This is a genomic window from Blautia obeum ATCC 29174, from assembly GCF_025147765.1.
Taxonomy (GTDB): domain Bacteria; phylum Bacillota; class Clostridia; order Lachnospirales; family Lachnospiraceae; genus Blautia_A; species Blautia_A obeum.
Genome location: NZ_CP102265.1, coordinates 1620565 through 1636866 on the forward strand (window position 1 = coordinate 1620565; position 16302 = coordinate 1636866).

Sequence of the window (16302 nt, forward strand, 5' to 3'; positions counted from 1 at the left end):
ATATGACAATAAAACGAAGGAGAACTAAAAACAAGATTGATAAAAAATTATGCAACATGTTAAAAAAATCACGAAATAGTTGCGAAAAATAAAAAAATTAAATAAATTAATTCAAATTTTCGATATTTTTCTTGTTTAAAATATATATTTAATGTATAATCAAATATAGCAAAGCTGTGTAAAATAGACAAAAACAATTAGCACAGGAAAATTTATTTTTAAACAAGGAGGGAATTGAATGTTAGATCAGTCTTATTACGCGAAGACAGATGAGATCATCGAGCATTACGGACCGAAACCTGCATCATTGATCCCAATCATGCAGGATATCCAGGCGGAGTACCGTTATCTTCCTGGAGAGCTTCTGACGTATGTTGCATCCAAGATTGGAGTTACAGAAGCAAAGGCTTACAGTGTAGCCACTTTCTATGAGAACTTTTCCTTTGAGCCAAAAGGAAAATACGTCATCAAAGTCTGTGATGGAACAGCCTGTCATGTGCGTAAATCCATGCCGGTTAAAGAAGCTCTTATGAAGGAACTTGGACTCAGTAACAAGAAGCATACAACGGATGATATGCTCTTTACGGTAGAAACTGTATCCTGCCTTGGTGCATGCGGATTGGCGCCAACCCTTACAGTAAACGACGAAGTACATCCGAAAATGACACCAGAAAAGGCAATCGATCTGTTAAATGAATTGAGAGGTGAGACGGTATGAGTATTGTGAGTAAAGAAGATCTGCTCAATAAGCAGGCTGAAGCAAAAAATACCCTGGAATCTTTTACCTGTCGTGTGCTTGTCTGTTCCGGTACCGGATGTATCGCTTCCGGCGCACAGAAGATTTATGACGAGATGGCGAAACTGTGCGAGAATCTTGACTGGGTAAGCGTGGAAATGCAAAAAGATGTTCCGCATGTCGGTGTTGTTAAGACAGGATGTCAGGGCCTTTGTGAATTAGGACCTCTGATGAAGATTGAACCTTATGATTATCAGTATGTTCATGTACAGGTAGAAGACTGTAAAGAGATCGTAGAGCGTACTGTTATGGAAGGAGAGCCGGTAAGCAGACTGTTTTATCGTGATCATGATACCGCCTGTCCACATCCTTCTGACATTCCTTTCCTGAATCAGCAGACAAGAATCGTTCTTGAGAACTGTGGTAATATTAATGCAGAATCCATTGATGAATATATTGCTGTTGGCGGTTTTCAGGCTATGGCAAAAGCTTTCTTCGATATGTCCCCACAGGATGTTATCGATGAAGTAACAAAATCCGGACTTCGCGGACGAGGCGGAGCTGGTTTCCCGGCTGGTAAAAAATGGTCTCAGGTTGCTCGTCAGAAAGAAAAAGTTCGTTATGTAGTATGTAATGGTGATGAAGGTGACCCGGGTGCATTCATGGATGGTTCCGTAATGGAAGGTGATCCATATAAGATGATCGAAGGTATGACCATTGCCGCATACGCAGTTGGCGCAGAGAACGGATACATTTATGTTCGTGCAGAATATCCGCTTTCCGTTAAACGTCTCCGTATGGCTATCGAACAGGCTGAAGCTTATGGACTGCTTGGTGACAATATCCTTGGTTCCGGTGTGAATTTCCATTTACATATCAATCGTGGTGCAGGTGCCTTTGTTTGTGGTGAAGGTTCTGCCCTCACTGCATCCATCGAAGGTAAGCGAGGCATGCCGCGTGTCAAACCACCGCGTACAGTAGAAAAAGGTCTCTGGGAGAAACCTACCGTTCTGAATAACGTAGAAACTTATGCAAACGTTCCGAAGATCATTCTTCAGGGTGCTGACTGGTTCCGTACCATTGGAACAGAAGGAAGCCCGGGAACCAAGACCTTCTCCCTGACCGGTGCAATCGAAAACACAGGTCTGATCGAAGTACCAATGGGTACCAGTCTTCGTCATATCATTTATGATATCGGTGGTGGCCTGAAGAGCGGAGCTGCTTTCAAAGGTGTACAGATCGGTGGACCATCCGGTGGATGTCTGATCGAAGATCAGATCGACCGTCCGCTTGACTTTGACTCCGTTAAATCACTCGATGCGATCATGGGTTCCGGTGGCCTGGTAGTTATGGATGAAAATACTTGTATGGTTGAGGTTGCCAGATTCTTTATGAACTTTACACAGCGTGAGAGCTGTGGTAAATGCGTTCCGTGTCGTGAAGGAACAAAGCGTATGTTGGAGATTCTCGAGAGAATCGTAGATGGTAAAGGTGAAATGTCAGACCTTGATGAACTGGAAGAGCTTGCTACTATGGTACAGAGCATGGCTCTCTGCGGACTTGGCAAGAGTGCACCGCTTCCGGTTATCAGTACTCTGAAACGCTTCCGTGATGAATACGAGGAACATATTAAGGATAAGAAATGCCGTGCAAAAGTCTGTACAGCACTTCGTAAATTCCACATTAATCCGGAATTCTGTATTGGCTGCGGTAAGTGCGCGAAGAACTGCCCGGCAGGTGCAATCAGCGGAAAGATCAAATCTCCGTATCACATCAACAATGACGTATGTATCAAATGCGGTTCCTGTAAAGATAACTGTAACTTTGATGCGGTTTATGTGGAAGCATAGGAAGGAGGCTGAATTATGGGTACAATGACAATTGACGGTAGAAAAGTTGAATTTACCGATGAAAAAAACGTCCTGACCGTTATCCGTAACGCAGGCATTGATATTCCGACACTGTGCTATCATTCAGAGCTCTCTACATTTGGAGCATGCCGTTTATGTACAGTAGAGGACGACAGAGGCAAAACCTTTGCTTCCTGTTCAGAAGTACCGCGCGATGGTATGGTTATTCATACTAACACAAATAAATTAAGAAACTATCGTAAACTGATCGTGGAACTGCTCCTTGCAGCACACTGCCGTGACTGTACAACCTGTATCAAGAGTGGTGAGTGTGTCCTTCAGGAACTGGCACATCGTCTCGGCGTAAGAACCGTACGTTTCCAGAACACAAGAGAGCAGCATGAGCTGGATTTCAGTTCTCCGTCTATCGTTCGCGATCCGAATAAATGTATCCTCTGCGGAAACTGTGTACGTGCCTGCGAGGAAATTCAGGGAATCGGTGCACTTGGATTTGCATTCCGTGGAACAGAAGCAATGGTTATGCCTGCATTCAATAAAAAGATTGCAGAGACACAGTGCGTAAACTGTGGACAGTGTCGTGCATTCTGTCCGACAGGAGCTATTTCCATCCACACGAATACAGACAAAGTCTTTAAGGCACTTGCAGATCCGGATATCCGTGTAGTTGCGCAGATTGCACCTGCGGTACGTGTTGCAGTGGGCGATCATTACGGACTCCAGAAGGGCCGCAGTGTAATGGGTAAGATCGTCAATGCGCTTCATCGCATGGGATTTGATGAAGTTTATGATACCACATTCAGTGCTGACCTTACGATTATGGAAGAAAGTGCAGAATTCCTTAACCGTATTGAAAAAGGTGAGAAACTTCCGCTCCTGACATCCTGCTGTCCGGCATGGGTGAAATTTATTACAGATCAGTATAAGGATTATATTCCGAATATTTCTACCTGCAGATCCCCACAGGGAATGCTTTCTGCTGTTATTAAGGAATACTTCCGTGATCCGGAACATGCTCAGGGAAAGAAGACTGTAATGGTTTCCATTATGCCATGTACGGCTAAGAAGGCAGAAGCCGTTCGTCCGAACAGCTATACACATGGTGAGAAAGATACCGATATCGTTATCACAACCACAGAGCTTCTTCGTATGATCGACAACTTTGGCCTTGACTTTGCAGGACTTGAGCCAGAAGCATGTGATATGCCGTTTGGATTCGGTTCCGGCGGTGGAGTTATCTTTGGTGTTACCGGTGGTGTTACAGAGGCAGTTCTTCGTCGTCTGACTCCGGATCACAGTAAAGAAACAATGAGAGAAATCTCCGAGTGTGGTGTACGTGGAGACGAGGGAATCAAGGAATTCTCTGTACCATACAAAGGAATGGAAATCAAGATCTGCGTAGCCAGCGGACTTGCCAATGCAAGAATCGTTATGGATCGTGTAAAGAACGGCGAAGCAGAGTATCATCTGATCGAAGTTATGGCATGTCGTCGTGGCTGTATCATGGGTGGTGGCCAGCCGACAAGATCCGGTGACAGAACAAAAGCTGCCAGAGCCAGAGGTCTGTACAATGCGGATAATACAACGATTATTAAGAAATCCGATGAGAACCCGATGGTACTCGAACTTTACCAGGGACTTCTCAAAGGCAAGGAGCATGAACTGCTTCATAATGAGTTTTATTGATTTTTAACTTGAGGGTATGATGAGAGAGTAATATAGAGATAATACGCTGGGAGTTACGATTTTGATCAATTGTAACCCACTTGCGTTTCCGAAATTCTTTCGTTCGCCTATGGATAACTGCTTTTGCAAACTCGCTTTGCTCAGACAGAGCAACGCAGTTATCACTAGAACGAAAGAATTCCTGGAAGCCTCGTGAGGTTACTATGCTCAAATCTCGTAGCTCCCGGCTGTTTTTACATATATAGTTCTATTAAACATACCCTCAAAAAAACAAATAGATTCATTATGCCGCATTTCATTAGGAGCTCCGGGTAGTAAACTCTCCCTTGCACAATAATTCCCGATACGATACAATAAAATATAAAGAAAAAATATAAAGAGGTGCAAGGATATGCGTGAAATACAAGCATCAGTGATCACGGACACCATCGAGCGGCTTTGTATCGAAGCCAATCAGGTGCTTCCGGACGACATCAAGAAATCTATCCAGGCCTGTCGTGCGAGCGAGGACGGACAGATTGCCTGTGGAATACTCGACAACATCATCGAGAACTACCAGATTGCAGAGAATGAACAGGTGCCAATCTGTCAGGATACCGGAATGGCATGTGTATTCCTCGAAATCGGACAGGACGTACATATTGCAGGCGGAGACCTCACCGAAGCAGTTAATGAAGGCGTCCGCAGAGGATACACCAACGGCTACCTCCGCAAATCCGTAGTGAAGGATCCGGTCCGCAGAGGAAATACCGGAGACAACACTCCGGCGATGCTTTATACAGAAATCGTACCAGGCGAAAACATCAAGATCACAGTTGGCCCCAAAGGCTTCGGAAGCGAAAACATGAGTGCTATCCGTATGTTTAAGCCGTCTGCCGGCATCGAGGGAATCAAGGATTTTATCCTTGAAACAGTCGAAACAGCCGGACCGAACCCATGTCCACCGATGGTTGTTGGCGTTGGAATCGGAGGAACTTTTGATAAAGCTGCCCTTCTTGCTAAGAAAGCCCTGATGCGCCCGGTAGATTCCGAGAACGAAGATCCATATTATGCAGACCTCGAGAAAGAAATGCTCGAGAAGATCAACCAGCTTGGGATCGGTCCACAGGGATTTGGCGGAAAGACGACTGCAATCGGTCTGAACATCGAAACAATGCCGACTCACATTGCCGGTATGCCATGTGCGATCAACATCAGCTGCCACGTAACACGGCACAAAACGGAGGTGATCTAAGATGGAACGTCATATTACATTACCACTTACCGAAGAACTTGCGAGGACACTCCATGCAGGTGACACCGTTTATCTGACAGGAACAATCTATACCTCCCGTGATGCCGGTCACAAGAGAATGTGCGAAGCACTTGCCAGAGGAGAAGAACTTCCGTTTGATCCAAAGGATGCCACAATCTATTATGTAGGCCCGACCCCTGCAAAACCGGGTCAGGTCATCGGTTCCGCAGGCCCAACTACCAGCGGCCGTATGGATGCTTATGCACCAACCATGATGTCTGTAGGAGCCCGTGGCATGATCGGAAAAGGCGCCCGTCTTCCGGAAGTCGTAGAGGCTATGAAGAAATACAGTGGCGTTTATTTCGGAGCGATCGGCGGGGCAGGAGCACTTCTTGCGAAATGCATCAAGAAAGCAGAACTTGTTGCCTACGAAGACCTTCAGTCCGAAGCACTCCGCAGACTTTATGTAGAAGAGATGCCGCTGGTGGTCATCATTGACTGTGAAGGTAACAACCTTTATGAGCAGGGAAGAGAAGCCTATCTCAAAGAGCATAATAAAAAATCATAACCAAAGCCCCCAGGACATATATTATAACAATACATGGGATTGTGTGAATATATGCAAGGGGGCTTTTTTATATGGAAAATTTTCAGGTTTACCGGGATATTCAGGCACGTACCGGCGGTGACATATACATAGGCGTTGTTGGCCCAGTCCGTACAGGAAAATCCACATTTATCCGGAGATTTATGGAGCTGGTGGCACTGCCGGATATGGAACCGGCAAAACAGGCGGAAGTGCGTGATCAGCTCCCTTTAAGCGGTTCCGGGAAGCTCATCACAACCGTAGAACCCAAATTTATCCCAAAAGAAGCAGTGAATGTAAATTTAGGGGATGATCAGAAAGTACGGATCCGTCTGATTGACTGCGTAGGATTTCTCGTAAAAGATGCGAGCGGCCACATTGAAGACGGAAGAGAACGCATGGTAAAAACTCCATGGTTTGAAAAAGCGATTCCTTTTCATGAAGCAGCAGAGACTGGCACACGCAAAGTCATTCAGGAACATGCAACGATCGGACTGGTGGTTACGACAGATGGAAGCTTCGGCGAACTTCCAAGAGAAAATTTCGCTGATGCAGAGGCACTGACTATAAACCTTCTGAAAAAACAGGGCAAACCATTTCTGATTCTTGTAAACTCCCAGATGCCATATAAAGAAGAAACGCAGGAACTTGTCAGAAATCTGCAGAATAAATATGGTGTAACGACTATGGCAGCCAACTGCGAGCAGCTGCGAAAAGAAGATGTCACCAGAATCCTTTCCAATATACTGTATGAATTTCCGGTAAGTGAGATTCAGTTCTTCGTACCAAAATGGGTGGAAATGCTGCCGAATGATCATGAGCTGAAATTGAAGCTGCTGGAGCAGATACGCGAACAGATGAAAAAATTACTTCATATTAAAAATATAACCCGGGAATCTGTTCAGCTGACAGCTCCTTTTGTGCAGGATGTCCTGTTGGAGGAGGTCAGTCTGTCTAGTGGAAAAGTGCGTATACGAATTCAGATCAGGGACGAATATTATTATCGTATGTTAAGTGAAATGAGCGGTATCCAGATGGAAACAGAATATGATCTGATCCATACGATGAAAGAACTCGCGGCAATGAAAGAACAATACGTCAAAGTGCAGGCGGCGTTGGAGTCTGTGAGAGAAAGCGGCTACGGTGTGGTAGTGCCAGAACTTGGCGAGATCCAGATTGAGGAACCGTCCGTCATACGGCAGGGCAGCAAGTACGGTGTCCGGATAAAATCCAAGAGCCCTTCTATCCACATGATCAAAGCTAACATAGAAACAGAAATCGCTCCGATCGTGGGAACTGAGCAGCAGGCAAAGGATCTGATCCAGTATATCGGCGAAAGCGGACAGCGCGGCGAAAGCATCTGGGAAACGAATATATTTGGAAAATCCATAGAACAGCTGGTGCAGGACGGCATCCGAAGCAAACTGACTTCCATTGGAGAAGAGAGCCAGTCCAAACTGCAGGACACCATGCAGAAGATCGTCAACGACAGCAAAGGCGGCATGGTGTGTATTATTATATAAAAACTAGGAAGGTCAGGAACCGGCATGGAGTTCCTGATCTTCTTTGTTTTTTGGCATAAAAACTCCGTGATTTTTCGAGAAATTTTCGCATCGGGGGGGGGTAAAACCAGATCCCAAGGGGTTTACAGAAATATGTTTATGTGATAAAATGCAGATGTTTATAAAACAGACGGGGGAAGAAAATGAGCAACAGCGTAAGAAAAAGAAAACCAATCGAACATTGGAAAATTATCGCATTTTATCTGATCATCTACGACATTGTCGCAATCAACTTTTCGTATTTTTTTGGCCTCTTACTGAGATTTGATCTGGCCTATTCCAGCATACCAGAGAATTATTTAAGTGCATTCCTGAGGTTTGCGCCTTTTTATACGGCATTTTCACTGATCGTGTTTTATGTGGCACATATGTATAACAGCGTATGGCGTTTCGCCAGCTTTACCGAGTTGAACCGCATTTTTGTGGCAACGGTGGTCACAACAGTATTTCAGGTAGTCGGGATCACGACATTTTATGAGCGAATGCCCGGTTCCTATTATATCGTAGGATGCATTTCACAGTTTATCCTAACCGTGGCAGTCCGCTTTATGTATCGTTATATCACACTGGAGCGTGCCAAACGCGAAAAGGATGCGATGGCAACACACAGAACTATGATCATTGGTGCCGGTGCAGCCGGGCAGATGATCCTGAGGGAGCTGAAAACATCCGTCAAGGCAACTGCTAAGCCATGCTGTGTGATCGATGACAACCCGAACAAATGGGGACGTCTGACAGAAGGAGTTCCTATCGTCGGCGGACGTGACAGCATCATGGCAAACGTCGAGAAATACAACATTGACCAGATCCTTTTTGCAATCCCTACCGCACGGGTGGAGGACAGAAGAGATATCCTCAATATCTGTAAGGAAACAAAATGTGAACTCAAGACTTTGCCGGGAGTATTCCAGCTGGCAAACGGACAGGTTTCCTTAAGCAAGATGAAAGCAGTAGCAGTCGAAGATCTGCTTGGAAGAGATCCGATCAAAGTAAACATGGAAGAGATCTTCCAGTACATTAAAGGAAAAACAATCCTTGTTACCGGCGGCGGTGGCTCTATTGGAAGTGAGCTTTGCCGGCAGATCGCAGGTCATGAACCGAAACAGCTGATCATTTTTGATATCTATGAGAATAATGCATACGATATCGAACAGGAACTGAGACGTAAGTACAAAAACCTCAACCTCGTTGTGCTGATCGGATCTGTCAGAGACAGCCGAAGAATCAATATGGTGTTCGAGAAATACAAGCCGGAAATCGTATATCATGCAGCAGCACACAAACATGTGCCGCTTATGGAGACAAGCCCGAACGAGTCCATCAAGAACAATGTGATCGGTACATACAAAACAGCGTATGCGGCACTGAAGCACGGTGCATCAAGATTTATCCTGATCAGTACGGATAAGGCAGTAAATCCGACCAACATCATGGGCGCAAGCAAACGTCTCTGCGAAATGGTCATCCAGAGTATGGATGCAGTGAGCAAGGCCGGCAGAATGGATGTCCTTCCACTTCTTCATGCACACATGGATAAATACTTCGAGGATCAGATTCCGGGAGACAGGACGACGGCGGCCATGAAGAGCCGGCCGGAAGAGCGTTCCAGCGTACATATCGAGAGCGTCAAGAACAAAGACCGACAGGGAACACAGTTTGTGGCAGTTCGATTTGGAAATGTTCTTGGAAGCAACGGATCGGTTATTCCACTCTTTAAGAAACAGATTGAAGCGGGCGGCCCGGTGACAGTTACACATCCGGATATCGTGAGATACTTCATGACGATCCCGGAGGCAGTCAGCCTGGTACTTCAGGCAGGAACCTATGCCTGGGGCGGTGAAATCTTCGTTCTGGATATGGGTGAACCGGTCAAGATCGACAGTCTTGCGAGAAACCTGATCAAACTTTCCGGATATGAACCGGATGTGGAAATTCCAATCGTTTATTCAGGATTGCGTCCTGGTGAGAAGCTTTACGAAGAGAAGCTGATGGCAGAAGAGGGAATGAAGAAGACAGACAATGACTTGATTCACATTGGTAAGCCGATTCCGTTTGACATCAGTAAATTCCTTGGTCAGCTGACAGAGCTGGCACAGGCAAGTTACGAGAACAATCCGCACATCGTTGAGATGGTGGAGGAAATCGTACCGACTTTCCATCCGGTAGGGAATAAGCCGACCGGCAATGAAAATATGTCTGTGGAAGAATTCCAGAGAGAAATTCACGAAACAGAACACAGGTAAATAATATGCAGCAAATTTAAGATCTGAAATCATTCAGATTTTAAATTTGTTACATATTAGATAAGTTATAAATATAAGGAAAGAATATGAAAAAGAAATTTTTCTTCGACAGAAAAGAGAAAAAATTACAGATGGATTCTGAAGAGAATTCGTTCGAGAGATGCGTGCTCTGTGGTGTCGTTACTGATGTACCGGTGCAGATGCCGGTCAGTGAACGGAAATGTTATATTCCGGGAGCCGGACAGCTGTGCAGAGACTGCTGCAGGGAACTGTATGGCAGCGATGATCTCGGGACTACAGCAGAATCCGAAATCTGTAAAATATAGAAAGATTTTTGTAAGGGGGAAGCGTATGTATAAGAAATCACCACAGGGGTGGCTGAAACACTGGGATTTTATCCTTCTGGATATTTTCTGCCTTCAGCTTGCCTTTGTAGTTGCATACTTAGTACGACAGGGGTTGGAAAACCCGTACAGTGATCAGATTTACCGCACAGTAGCCTTTGTATTTATGCTGTGCCAGATCGTGGTCATGTTTCTGGGACAGTCCTATCAGGATATCCTGAAACGAGGCTATTACATAGAATTTACCAAGACAGCCAAGCATGTATTGATGGTCATGCTGCTGTCTGTCCTGTATCTCTTTGCAACACAGCAGGCAGTCAGCTATTCCAGATTAACGTTGTTCTATACCGCATTTTTGTATTTATGCTTTGACTACGTCGGCAGGGTATGGCACAAAGAAAATGTCCTGAAAAAGAATGCGACCAAAAAGAAAGAAAAGTCCATGGTCGTTGTGGTAAGTCTCGCCGGGTTGAATGAAAAAGTAACTTCCACCATACATTGGCACAGGTAAAATAAGACCTTTTTGCAGGACTAACATCCATATAGTTCTGGATTATTCGTAAAAATTAACATATAATAAGGGCAGAAAACAAAGCTTTTTCTGGAAGATGGGCATGATTTTGGGACCACTGAAAGTACTTTTGAAAAATTAACTTCCACCGGCCTGATTATGAAACCAGCACCGGAAATGGATCTTGCAGTTACTTTTTCAAGAGTGATGGTTTAAGGATCACCTGGTTGGCGGGAATCCTTTCCAGCTGGCAGAGGTCCAGCAGTTTTCTGTCTATCAGCAGCAGAGCCAGTTCAAACGGGGTGCAGCCGTTTAAACTGGCTCTTGCTACGCTATTGATGTGGTTGGTGATCAGAGTTACCTGCTCCTGGTCCAAGCCTGCGAATGTCGTACCTTTGGGGATAATATAACGGATGAATTCATGATTTTTTTCCAGACGTCCCTTCTGCCAGGAAGCCATGGGATCGCAGTAAAAGACACGGGATAGAAGTTCACCTTCAGGCCGTTCAAAAATAGCTGGATCTTTGAATGAGGCACCATTGTCTGTAAGAATGACCGGAAAGAGTTTTCGATATAGCTCTGCTCCCAGATGGGTATATATTCGCTGAAACACATCTTGTACGTTGTCCTTCCTGTCAGCCTCCATAAGAAAAATAAGCATAAGGCTACAATTACGGAAAAGCATGGTCAACAGTACTTGTTCTGATTTTCCCCCGGCACCTTCCACCACATCTAATTCCACCACATTTGTATCTGGAAACTTTTCCAGATATCTCTCAAAATCCTGATAGGATCTGTCTTTTCTATATCCAGTGTTGTCAGGTTCTCTGCGGACCTGCCGACGTTTTTTGTAGCGGACCTTCCGGGGAAGGTCGAGGTTGATTGCAGTGAAGTATCCCTGGTCTATATAGTTGTAGAGGGTCCTTATAGAACAAGGGACGGATTCCTGATTAGAAGCAAAGATATGGGACAAAGGCTGTCCCTGCAGAAGCAGAGGGGAAACCAGACGGTCCAGCTGTTCCAGGGACTCAGGAGTCTGGTTAATCCCAGACCGTGAAGAAGATTTTGTTTCACTGTAAATATCGTTGGCATAATTGGCCCTGTAGAAATAGAAGTCGTGGGAACAGTTGCGTATCTGAGGGCAGTCATTACACACGTAGGGGGGCTTTTTTAACTTTTCGCAGAGTCTGGGAGTAAAGTCAGGACAATACATGGAACAGCGCTTAGGGCGGCATTTCCAGCATAAGGAATTACAAGTCTGATTCCCGCAGATATGCTGCTTTACACAGTTCTGAAAATGCTCGCATTCTGAGCGCTTCCGCTGGGTTTCGTTTTGAAAATGAGGAACCCGGAAAAGGTGACGCCGAATCTCCTTGGAAATGGTAGAAGAATCCTTGTTGATTCTGCAGGCAATCTGCGTGAAATTTTCCCCACGGCTGATACCATGTTCAATGGCAGCACGATCAGCAAGGGTAAGGTGTTTTTTGTTTCCAGTAGCTTTAGTAGACATAAATGAATCCTCCTATACAATAAAAATATCCCATTTCCGGTAGTTGGAGGATATGACCAGGGAGGAGCCCTGGTATTTCTTATAGAATAAACGATTGCAAGACTAACTTCCACCCCCAGTTCCTAATGTAGAGCAAAACAGACTAAAGGTGGAAGTTAGTTTTTCATTTAAGGGTAAGTCTCGCCGAAGCAAAAGAGACGATTGAAAAGATCCTGAGCGGTCCGATCCAGAACTTTTCCATCAATGGGCTCGCGCTCATTGATGACAATCCGGGTGTAAAAGAAATCGCAGGAATACCGGTTGTCGGAAATATGGACACGATCAGTGAATATCTCTGTCATGAATGGGTTGACGAAGTCTTTGTCAAGATCAGCGAGACAGAACCATATCCACAGAAGCTGATCGATGAGATCATCACCATGGGACTGACCGTACATCTCAGCCTGGGTGAGATGGAAAAATCACTCAGCGGAAAGAATTTTATAGAAAAAATCGGCGGCTATTCGGTAATTACATCCAGTATCAATACCGCATCACCGAAACAGCTGCTCTACAAGAGGCTGATGGATATTGCCGGAGGAATTGTCGGCTGCCTGCTTACTGTGATCCTGATCATTGTCATAGGACCGATGATCTACATCAAATCCCCGGGACCGATTTTCTTCTCTCAGGTGCGTATCGGCAAGAACGGAAAGAAGTTCAAAATCTATAAATTCCGCAGCATGTACATGGATGCCGAAGAGAGAAAAGCAGAACTGATGAGCCAGAACAAGATGGAAGGCCTGATGTTCAAGATGGACTACGATCCACGAATCATCGGCAGCGAGAAGAAAGATAAAAACGGTAATCCAAAAGGAATCGGAAACTTTATCCGTAAGACATCCCTGGATGAGTTCCCACAGTTCTGGAACGTCCTGAAAGGCGATATGAGCCTGGTGGGAACAAGACCACCGACAGTTGATGAATGGGAAAAGTATGAACTTCACCACAGAAGCCGTATGTCGATCAAACCGGGAATCACCGGAATGTGGCAGGCAAGCGGCAGGAGTGATATTACCGATTTTGAAGAAGTCGTGAAACTGGATACAGAGTATATCGAGAACTGGTCGATTGGGTTGGACTGCAGGATTTTGTTGAAGACGGTTAGGTCGGTAGTGAAGAGTGAGGGATCGGTGTGAGAAATAGATTACTCAGAAATGAAACAAATAAGTAACAGCCATTTACGCTGGCCAAAAGGCCGGCGTAGTTGTGTGAAATATATTTCTAAAGAGAGGATAAACAATGAAAGTATGCCTTGTAGGTTCTTCAGGAGGACATTTAACTCACTTATATATGTTAAAACCTTTTTGGGAAAATAAAGATAGATTTTGGGTTACATTTGATAAAGAAGATGCAAGAAGTTTATTGGATAAGGAAAAAATGTATCCGTGTTATTATCCTACTAATCGTAGCTTAAAAGCATTGCTCAAAAATACTAAAATTGCATGGGAGATTTTGCAAAAAGAAAAGCCAGATTTGATTATTTCTTGTGGTGCAGCAGTTGCAGTTCCATTCTTTTATCTGGGTAAATTATTTGGAGCAAAACTTGTTTATATTGAAGTTTTTGATAGAATTGATAAGCCAACTGTGACTGGAAAAATGGTTTATCCAGTCACAGATAGATTTATAGTTCAGTGGGAGGAACAGAAAAAAGTATATCCAAAAGCCATTAATTTAGGTAGTATTTTTTAAAAAGTGAGGATGTCAAAATGATTTTTGTGACAGTAGGAACGCATGAACAGCCATTTAATAGGCTTGTAAAGAAAATAGATGAGTTGAAAAGAGATGGTGTGATTACCGAAGAAGTTATCATTCAGACTGGATTTAGTACTTATGAGCCTAAGTATTGCAAATGGAGTAAGTTGATTCCATATCAACAGATGCTTAAAAATGTAGAAGATGCTCGGATAGTAATTACGCACGGTGGACCTGCAAGTTTTATCATGCCATTACAGCTTGGCAAGACTCCGATTGTTGTACCTCGTCAACAGCAGTTTAATGAACATGTTAATAATCACCAGGTGGAATTTGCTAGAAATGTAGCTGAAAGAATGGGAACAATTATACCTGTTGAAGATGTAGATAAGTTGAAAGATCTTATAATTAATTATGATCAGATTGTTGCTGGAATGGAACATGAAATGAGTAGTAATAATGCGAAATTTAATAAGAAACTAGAAAAAATTGTGGACGAATTAGTGGTTAGGTAAATTTAATATGGATTATAAAATTAGCGTAGTTATTAGAACATATAATGAAGAAAAACATATTGGTGAAGTGCTGAAAAGTTTGAATAAACAAACATATTCTAATTTTGAGGTTATTATTTTAGATTCACAATCAACTGATAATACAATAAAAATTGCACAAAATTATGATGTTAGAATAGAACAGATTGAGAAAAAAGAGTTTAATTATAGTTTTGCCAGTAATAAATGTGTAGAATACGCAACTGGTGAAATTGTGTGTTTTTTGAGTGGACATTCTGTTCCTAAAAGAAACAATTACTTAGAACTTGCAAATAAAGTATTCCAGGACGAAAGAATTGGTGGTTGTTATGGAGAAGTTATAGCACTTCCAGATGGGAGCTTTTCTGAGAAAATGTTTAATGGACTGGGATACATAAAGAGTAGAATAATGATGCCTAGAATCAAATTAGAACAGGAAATACATCCGGGTATTTTTAGTTGCAGTAATGCATTGGCGCGAAGAGAACTTCTAAGAAAATATCCTTTTTCAGAGAAGTTAGGGCATGGAGGAGAAGATGTTGAAGTTGCATATAGAATAATTAAAAGTGGATTTTATATAGCAAGTGTGCCAAATTTATTAGTGATGCATTCGCATGGAAAGAAGTTTCTTCAGTTTCTTCAGGAATGGAAAAATTGGAGAGAAATGTATGAAAATGTTGAAGAATATATAAAAAATAATCCATGAAGGACAAAAATTAGGAGTTTATATGCTAATTAGTATAATAATACCAGTATATAATGTTGAAAAATACTTAGAACAATGTGTGATGTCATTCATAATGCAAATTGATAATAATAAAAGAGGTGATGTAGAAATAATATTGGTTGATGATGGATCAACTGATAAAAGTGGTCGTTTATGTGATGAACTAATGAAAAAATATCCTAATATTATTAAATCATTCCACAAAAAAAATGAAGGACTTCTTATGACAAGGCGGTATGGATATAAAGTATCACGTGGAATGTATATAATTAATTGTGATTCAGATGATTTCGTAGAGACAAATTTGCTATCGAGTTTAAGTCCGTTTCTGGATGGAATAAATGATGTCATAATTTACAACATGTATAAGTATCAAGAGGGAAGAAAGTCTTTTTATACGAAGAATGTATTTGGATGTAAAAGGAAAAAGACTATCTTAAAAGCTGATTGCATTAAAGAGCTGTTTAAGTCTTATGATGTAACTAGCTTATGTTGTAAGGCTTTTAAAAGATCGTGTTTAGAATTAGAAAAAGATTACTCATTATTTTCTAATCTTAATTATGGAGAGGATACACTACAATCGGTTGAAGTCTATTCTAATGCGCAAAATATTGTTTATCTTAATGAGTGCTTGTACAATTATAGAGTACAAAATGGTATGACATATAAGTTTAGAGAAGATTATTACTGGCAATTTAAGCAAGTTTTATTGGAAATGAAAAAAAATAACTTATTGTTAGAAATTGATAATTTTGAAGATTTGTATAGCGAAAAATTATGGGAAATAGTTGCAAGAGCAATTACCCAGAGTAGATATAAACTAGATTATAATAAGAATGAGAATATACAATATTTAAAAAAAATTAGGAATGATTCAGAGGTACAGAAATATATATCAAATTTTTATAAAATTAGAAAGAACTTAAAAAGACAATACATATTTTTATTAACATTATTTATTAAAAAACAATATACGCTTTTATGGTTTTTTTTATATTTGAGAAATAAAGTATGAATATAATGTTCTT

14 protein-coding genes and 1 pseudogene are annotated in these 16302 nt (G+C 42.5%); 14 read left to right on the forward strand and 1 reads right to left on the reverse strand.

All coding sequences use genetic code 11. The annotated features are described in order from the left end of the window. Nucleotides 1–238: 238 nt before the first annotated feature. From NQ503_RS07650 to NQ503_RS07690, 9 genes are all read left to right on the forward strand, one after another. Nucleotides 239–718, forward strand: a complete 480-nt coding sequence (locus NQ503_RS07650; protein ID WP_005423493.1) for a complex I 24 kDa subunit family protein — start codon at nucleotides 239–241, stop codon at nucleotides 716–718. Beyond that, entirely contained in the window at nucleotides 715–2586 is a 1872-nt protein-coding gene (locus tag NQ503_RS07655; RefSeq protein ID WP_005423491.1) for an NADH-quinone oxidoreductase subunit NuoF, read from the forward strand. Before NQ503_RS07650 ends, NQ503_RS07655 begins: the two co-directional genes overlap by 4 nt. 15 nt (nucleotides 2587–2601) lie before the next feature. Continuing rightward, a complete protein-coding gene (locus NQ503_RS07660) occupies nucleotides 2602–4290 on the forward strand; it encodes a [FeFe] hydrogenase, group A (protein ID WP_005423490.1) in 1689 nt (562 codons plus the stop codon). A gap of 391 nt (nucleotides 4291–4681) precedes the next feature. Next, the gene (locus NQ503_RS07665; protein WP_005423488.1) at nucleotides 4682–5524 is read left to right on the forward strand and encodes a fumarate hydratase; all 843 of its coding nucleotides are present in this window, start codon (nucleotides 4682–4684) and stop codon (nucleotides 5522–5524) included. Between the two features lies 1 nt (nucleotide 5525). After that, nucleotides 5526–6092: a Fe-S-containing hydro-lyase gene (locus NQ503_RS07670; protein ID WP_005423485.1), complete on the forward strand. Its 567-nt coding sequence runs from the start codon at nucleotides 5526–5528 to the stop codon at nucleotides 6090–6092. 71 nt (nucleotides 6093–6163) lie between these two features. Continuing rightward, entirely contained in the window at nucleotides 6164–7633 is a 1470-nt protein-coding gene (spoIVA, locus tag NQ503_RS07675) for a stage IV sporulation protein A (protein WP_005423484.1), read from the forward strand. Between the two features lie 182 nt (nucleotides 7634–7815). After that, the gene (locus tag NQ503_RS07680; RefSeq protein ID WP_005423482.1) at nucleotides 7816–9915 is read left to right on the forward strand and encodes a polysaccharide biosynthesis protein; all 2100 of its coding nucleotides are present in this window, start codon (nucleotides 7816–7818) and stop codon (nucleotides 9913–9915) included. Between the two features lie 86 nt (nucleotides 9916–10001). Then, a complete protein-coding gene (locus NQ503_RS07685) occupies nucleotides 10002–10241 on the forward strand; it encodes a hypothetical protein (RefSeq protein WP_005423480.1) in 240 nt (79 codons plus the stop codon). Between the two features lie 25 nt (nucleotides 10242–10266). Next, nucleotides 10267–10770, forward strand: a complete 504-nt coding sequence (locus NQ503_RS07690) for a hypothetical protein (RefSeq protein ID WP_044925209.1) — start codon at nucleotides 10267–10269, stop codon at nucleotides 10768–10770. A gap of 190 nt (nucleotides 10771–10960) precedes the next feature. Here the strand turns inward: NQ503_RS07690 and NQ503_RS07695 are convergent, their stop codons facing one another. Next, the gene (locus tag NQ503_RS07695; RefSeq protein ID WP_009243531.1) at nucleotides 10961–12280 is read right to left on the reverse strand and encodes an IS30 family transposase; all 1320 of its coding nucleotides are present in this window, start codon (nucleotides 12278–12280) and stop codon (nucleotides 10961–10963) included. A 191-nt stretch (nucleotides 12281–12471) separates the two neighbouring features. Between NQ503_RS07695 and NQ503_RS07700 the strand changes: the two are divergent. The 5 genes and pseudogenes from NQ503_RS07700 to NQ503_RS07720 all read left to right on the forward strand — a co-directional run. Then, a pseudogene (locus NQ503_RS07700) lies at nucleotides 12472–13458 on the forward strand (sugar transferase); the annotation flags it as partial. 103 nt (nucleotides 13459–13561) lie between these two features. Continuing rightward, a complete protein-coding gene (gene pssD, locus NQ503_RS07705; RefSeq protein WP_082246487.1) occupies nucleotides 13562–14011 on the forward strand; it encodes a PssD/Cps14F family polysaccharide biosynthesis glycosyltransferase in 450 nt (149 codons plus the stop codon). Nucleotides 14012–14028: 17 nt separating this feature from the next. Next, nucleotides 14029–14529, forward strand: a complete 501-nt coding sequence (locus NQ503_RS07710; protein WP_005423471.1) for a glycosyltransferase — start codon at nucleotides 14029–14031, stop codon at nucleotides 14527–14529. A gap of 7 nt (nucleotides 14530–14536) precedes the next feature. Further along, the gene (locus NQ503_RS07715) at nucleotides 14537–15253 is read left to right on the forward strand and encodes a glycosyltransferase family 2 protein (protein WP_005423469.1); all 717 of its coding nucleotides are present in this window, start codon (nucleotides 14537–14539) and stop codon (nucleotides 15251–15253) included. 22 nt (nucleotides 15254–15275) lie between these two features. Beyond that, nucleotides 15276–16289, forward strand: a complete 1014-nt coding sequence (locus NQ503_RS07720) for a glycosyltransferase family 2 protein (protein ID WP_005423468.1) — start codon at nucleotides 15276–15278, stop codon at nucleotides 16287–16289. Nucleotides 16290–16302: the final 13 nt, after the last annotated feature.

Bases quoted from the DNA above. Each gene is read 5' to 3' on its own strand.
- NQ503_RS07670 (WP_005423485.1), top strand. From the start codon at position 5,526: ATGGAACGTCATATTACATTACCACTTACCGAAGAACTTGCGAGGACA.
- NQ503_RS07655 (WP_005423491.1), top strand. From the start codon at position 715: ATGAGTATTGTGAGTAAAGAAGATCTGCTCAATAAGCAGGCTGAAGCA.
- NQ503_RS07695 (WP_009243531.1), bottom strand. From the start codon at position 12,280: ATGTCTACTAAAGCTACTGGAAACAAAAAACACCTTACCCTTGCTGAT.
- NQ503_RS07680 (WP_005423482.1), top strand. From the start codon at position 7,816: ATGAGCAACAGCGTAAGAAAAAGAAAACCAATCGAACATTGGAAAATT.
- pssD (WP_082246487.1), top strand. From the start codon at position 13,562: ATGAAAGTATGCCTTGTAGGTTCTTCAGGAGGACATTTAACTCACTTA.
- NQ503_RS07665 (WP_005423488.1), top strand. From the start codon at position 4,682: ATGCGTGAAATACAAGCATCAGTGATCACGGACACCATCGAGCGGCTT.
- NQ503_RS07720 (WP_005423468.1), top strand. From the start codon at position 15,276: ATGCTAATTAGTATAATAATACCAGTATATAATGTTGAAAAATACTTA.
- spoIVA (WP_005423484.1), top strand. From the start codon at position 6,164: ATGGAAAATTTTCAGGTTTACCGGGATATTCAGGCACGTACCGGCGGT.
- NQ503_RS07710 (WP_005423471.1), top strand. From the start codon at position 14,029: ATGATTTTTGTGACAGTAGGAACGCATGAACAGCCATTTAATAGGCTT.
- NQ503_RS07650 (WP_005423493.1), top strand. From the start codon at position 239: ATGTTAGATCAGTCTTATTACGCGAAGACAGATGAGATCATCGAGCAT.
- NQ503_RS07660 (WP_005423490.1), top strand. From the start codon at position 2,602: ATGGGTACAATGACAATTGACGGTAGAAAAGTTGAATTTACCGATGAA.
- NQ503_RS07690 (WP_044925209.1), top strand. From the start codon at position 10,267: ATGTATAAGAAATCACCACAGGGGTGGCTGAAACACTGGGATTTTATC.
- NQ503_RS07715 (WP_005423469.1), top strand. From the start codon at position 14,537: ATGGATTATAAAATTAGCGTAGTTATTAGAACATATAATGAAGAAAAA.
- NQ503_RS07685 (WP_005423480.1), top strand. From the start codon at position 10,002: ATGAAAAAGAAATTTTTCTTCGACAGAAAAGAGAAAAAATTACAGATG.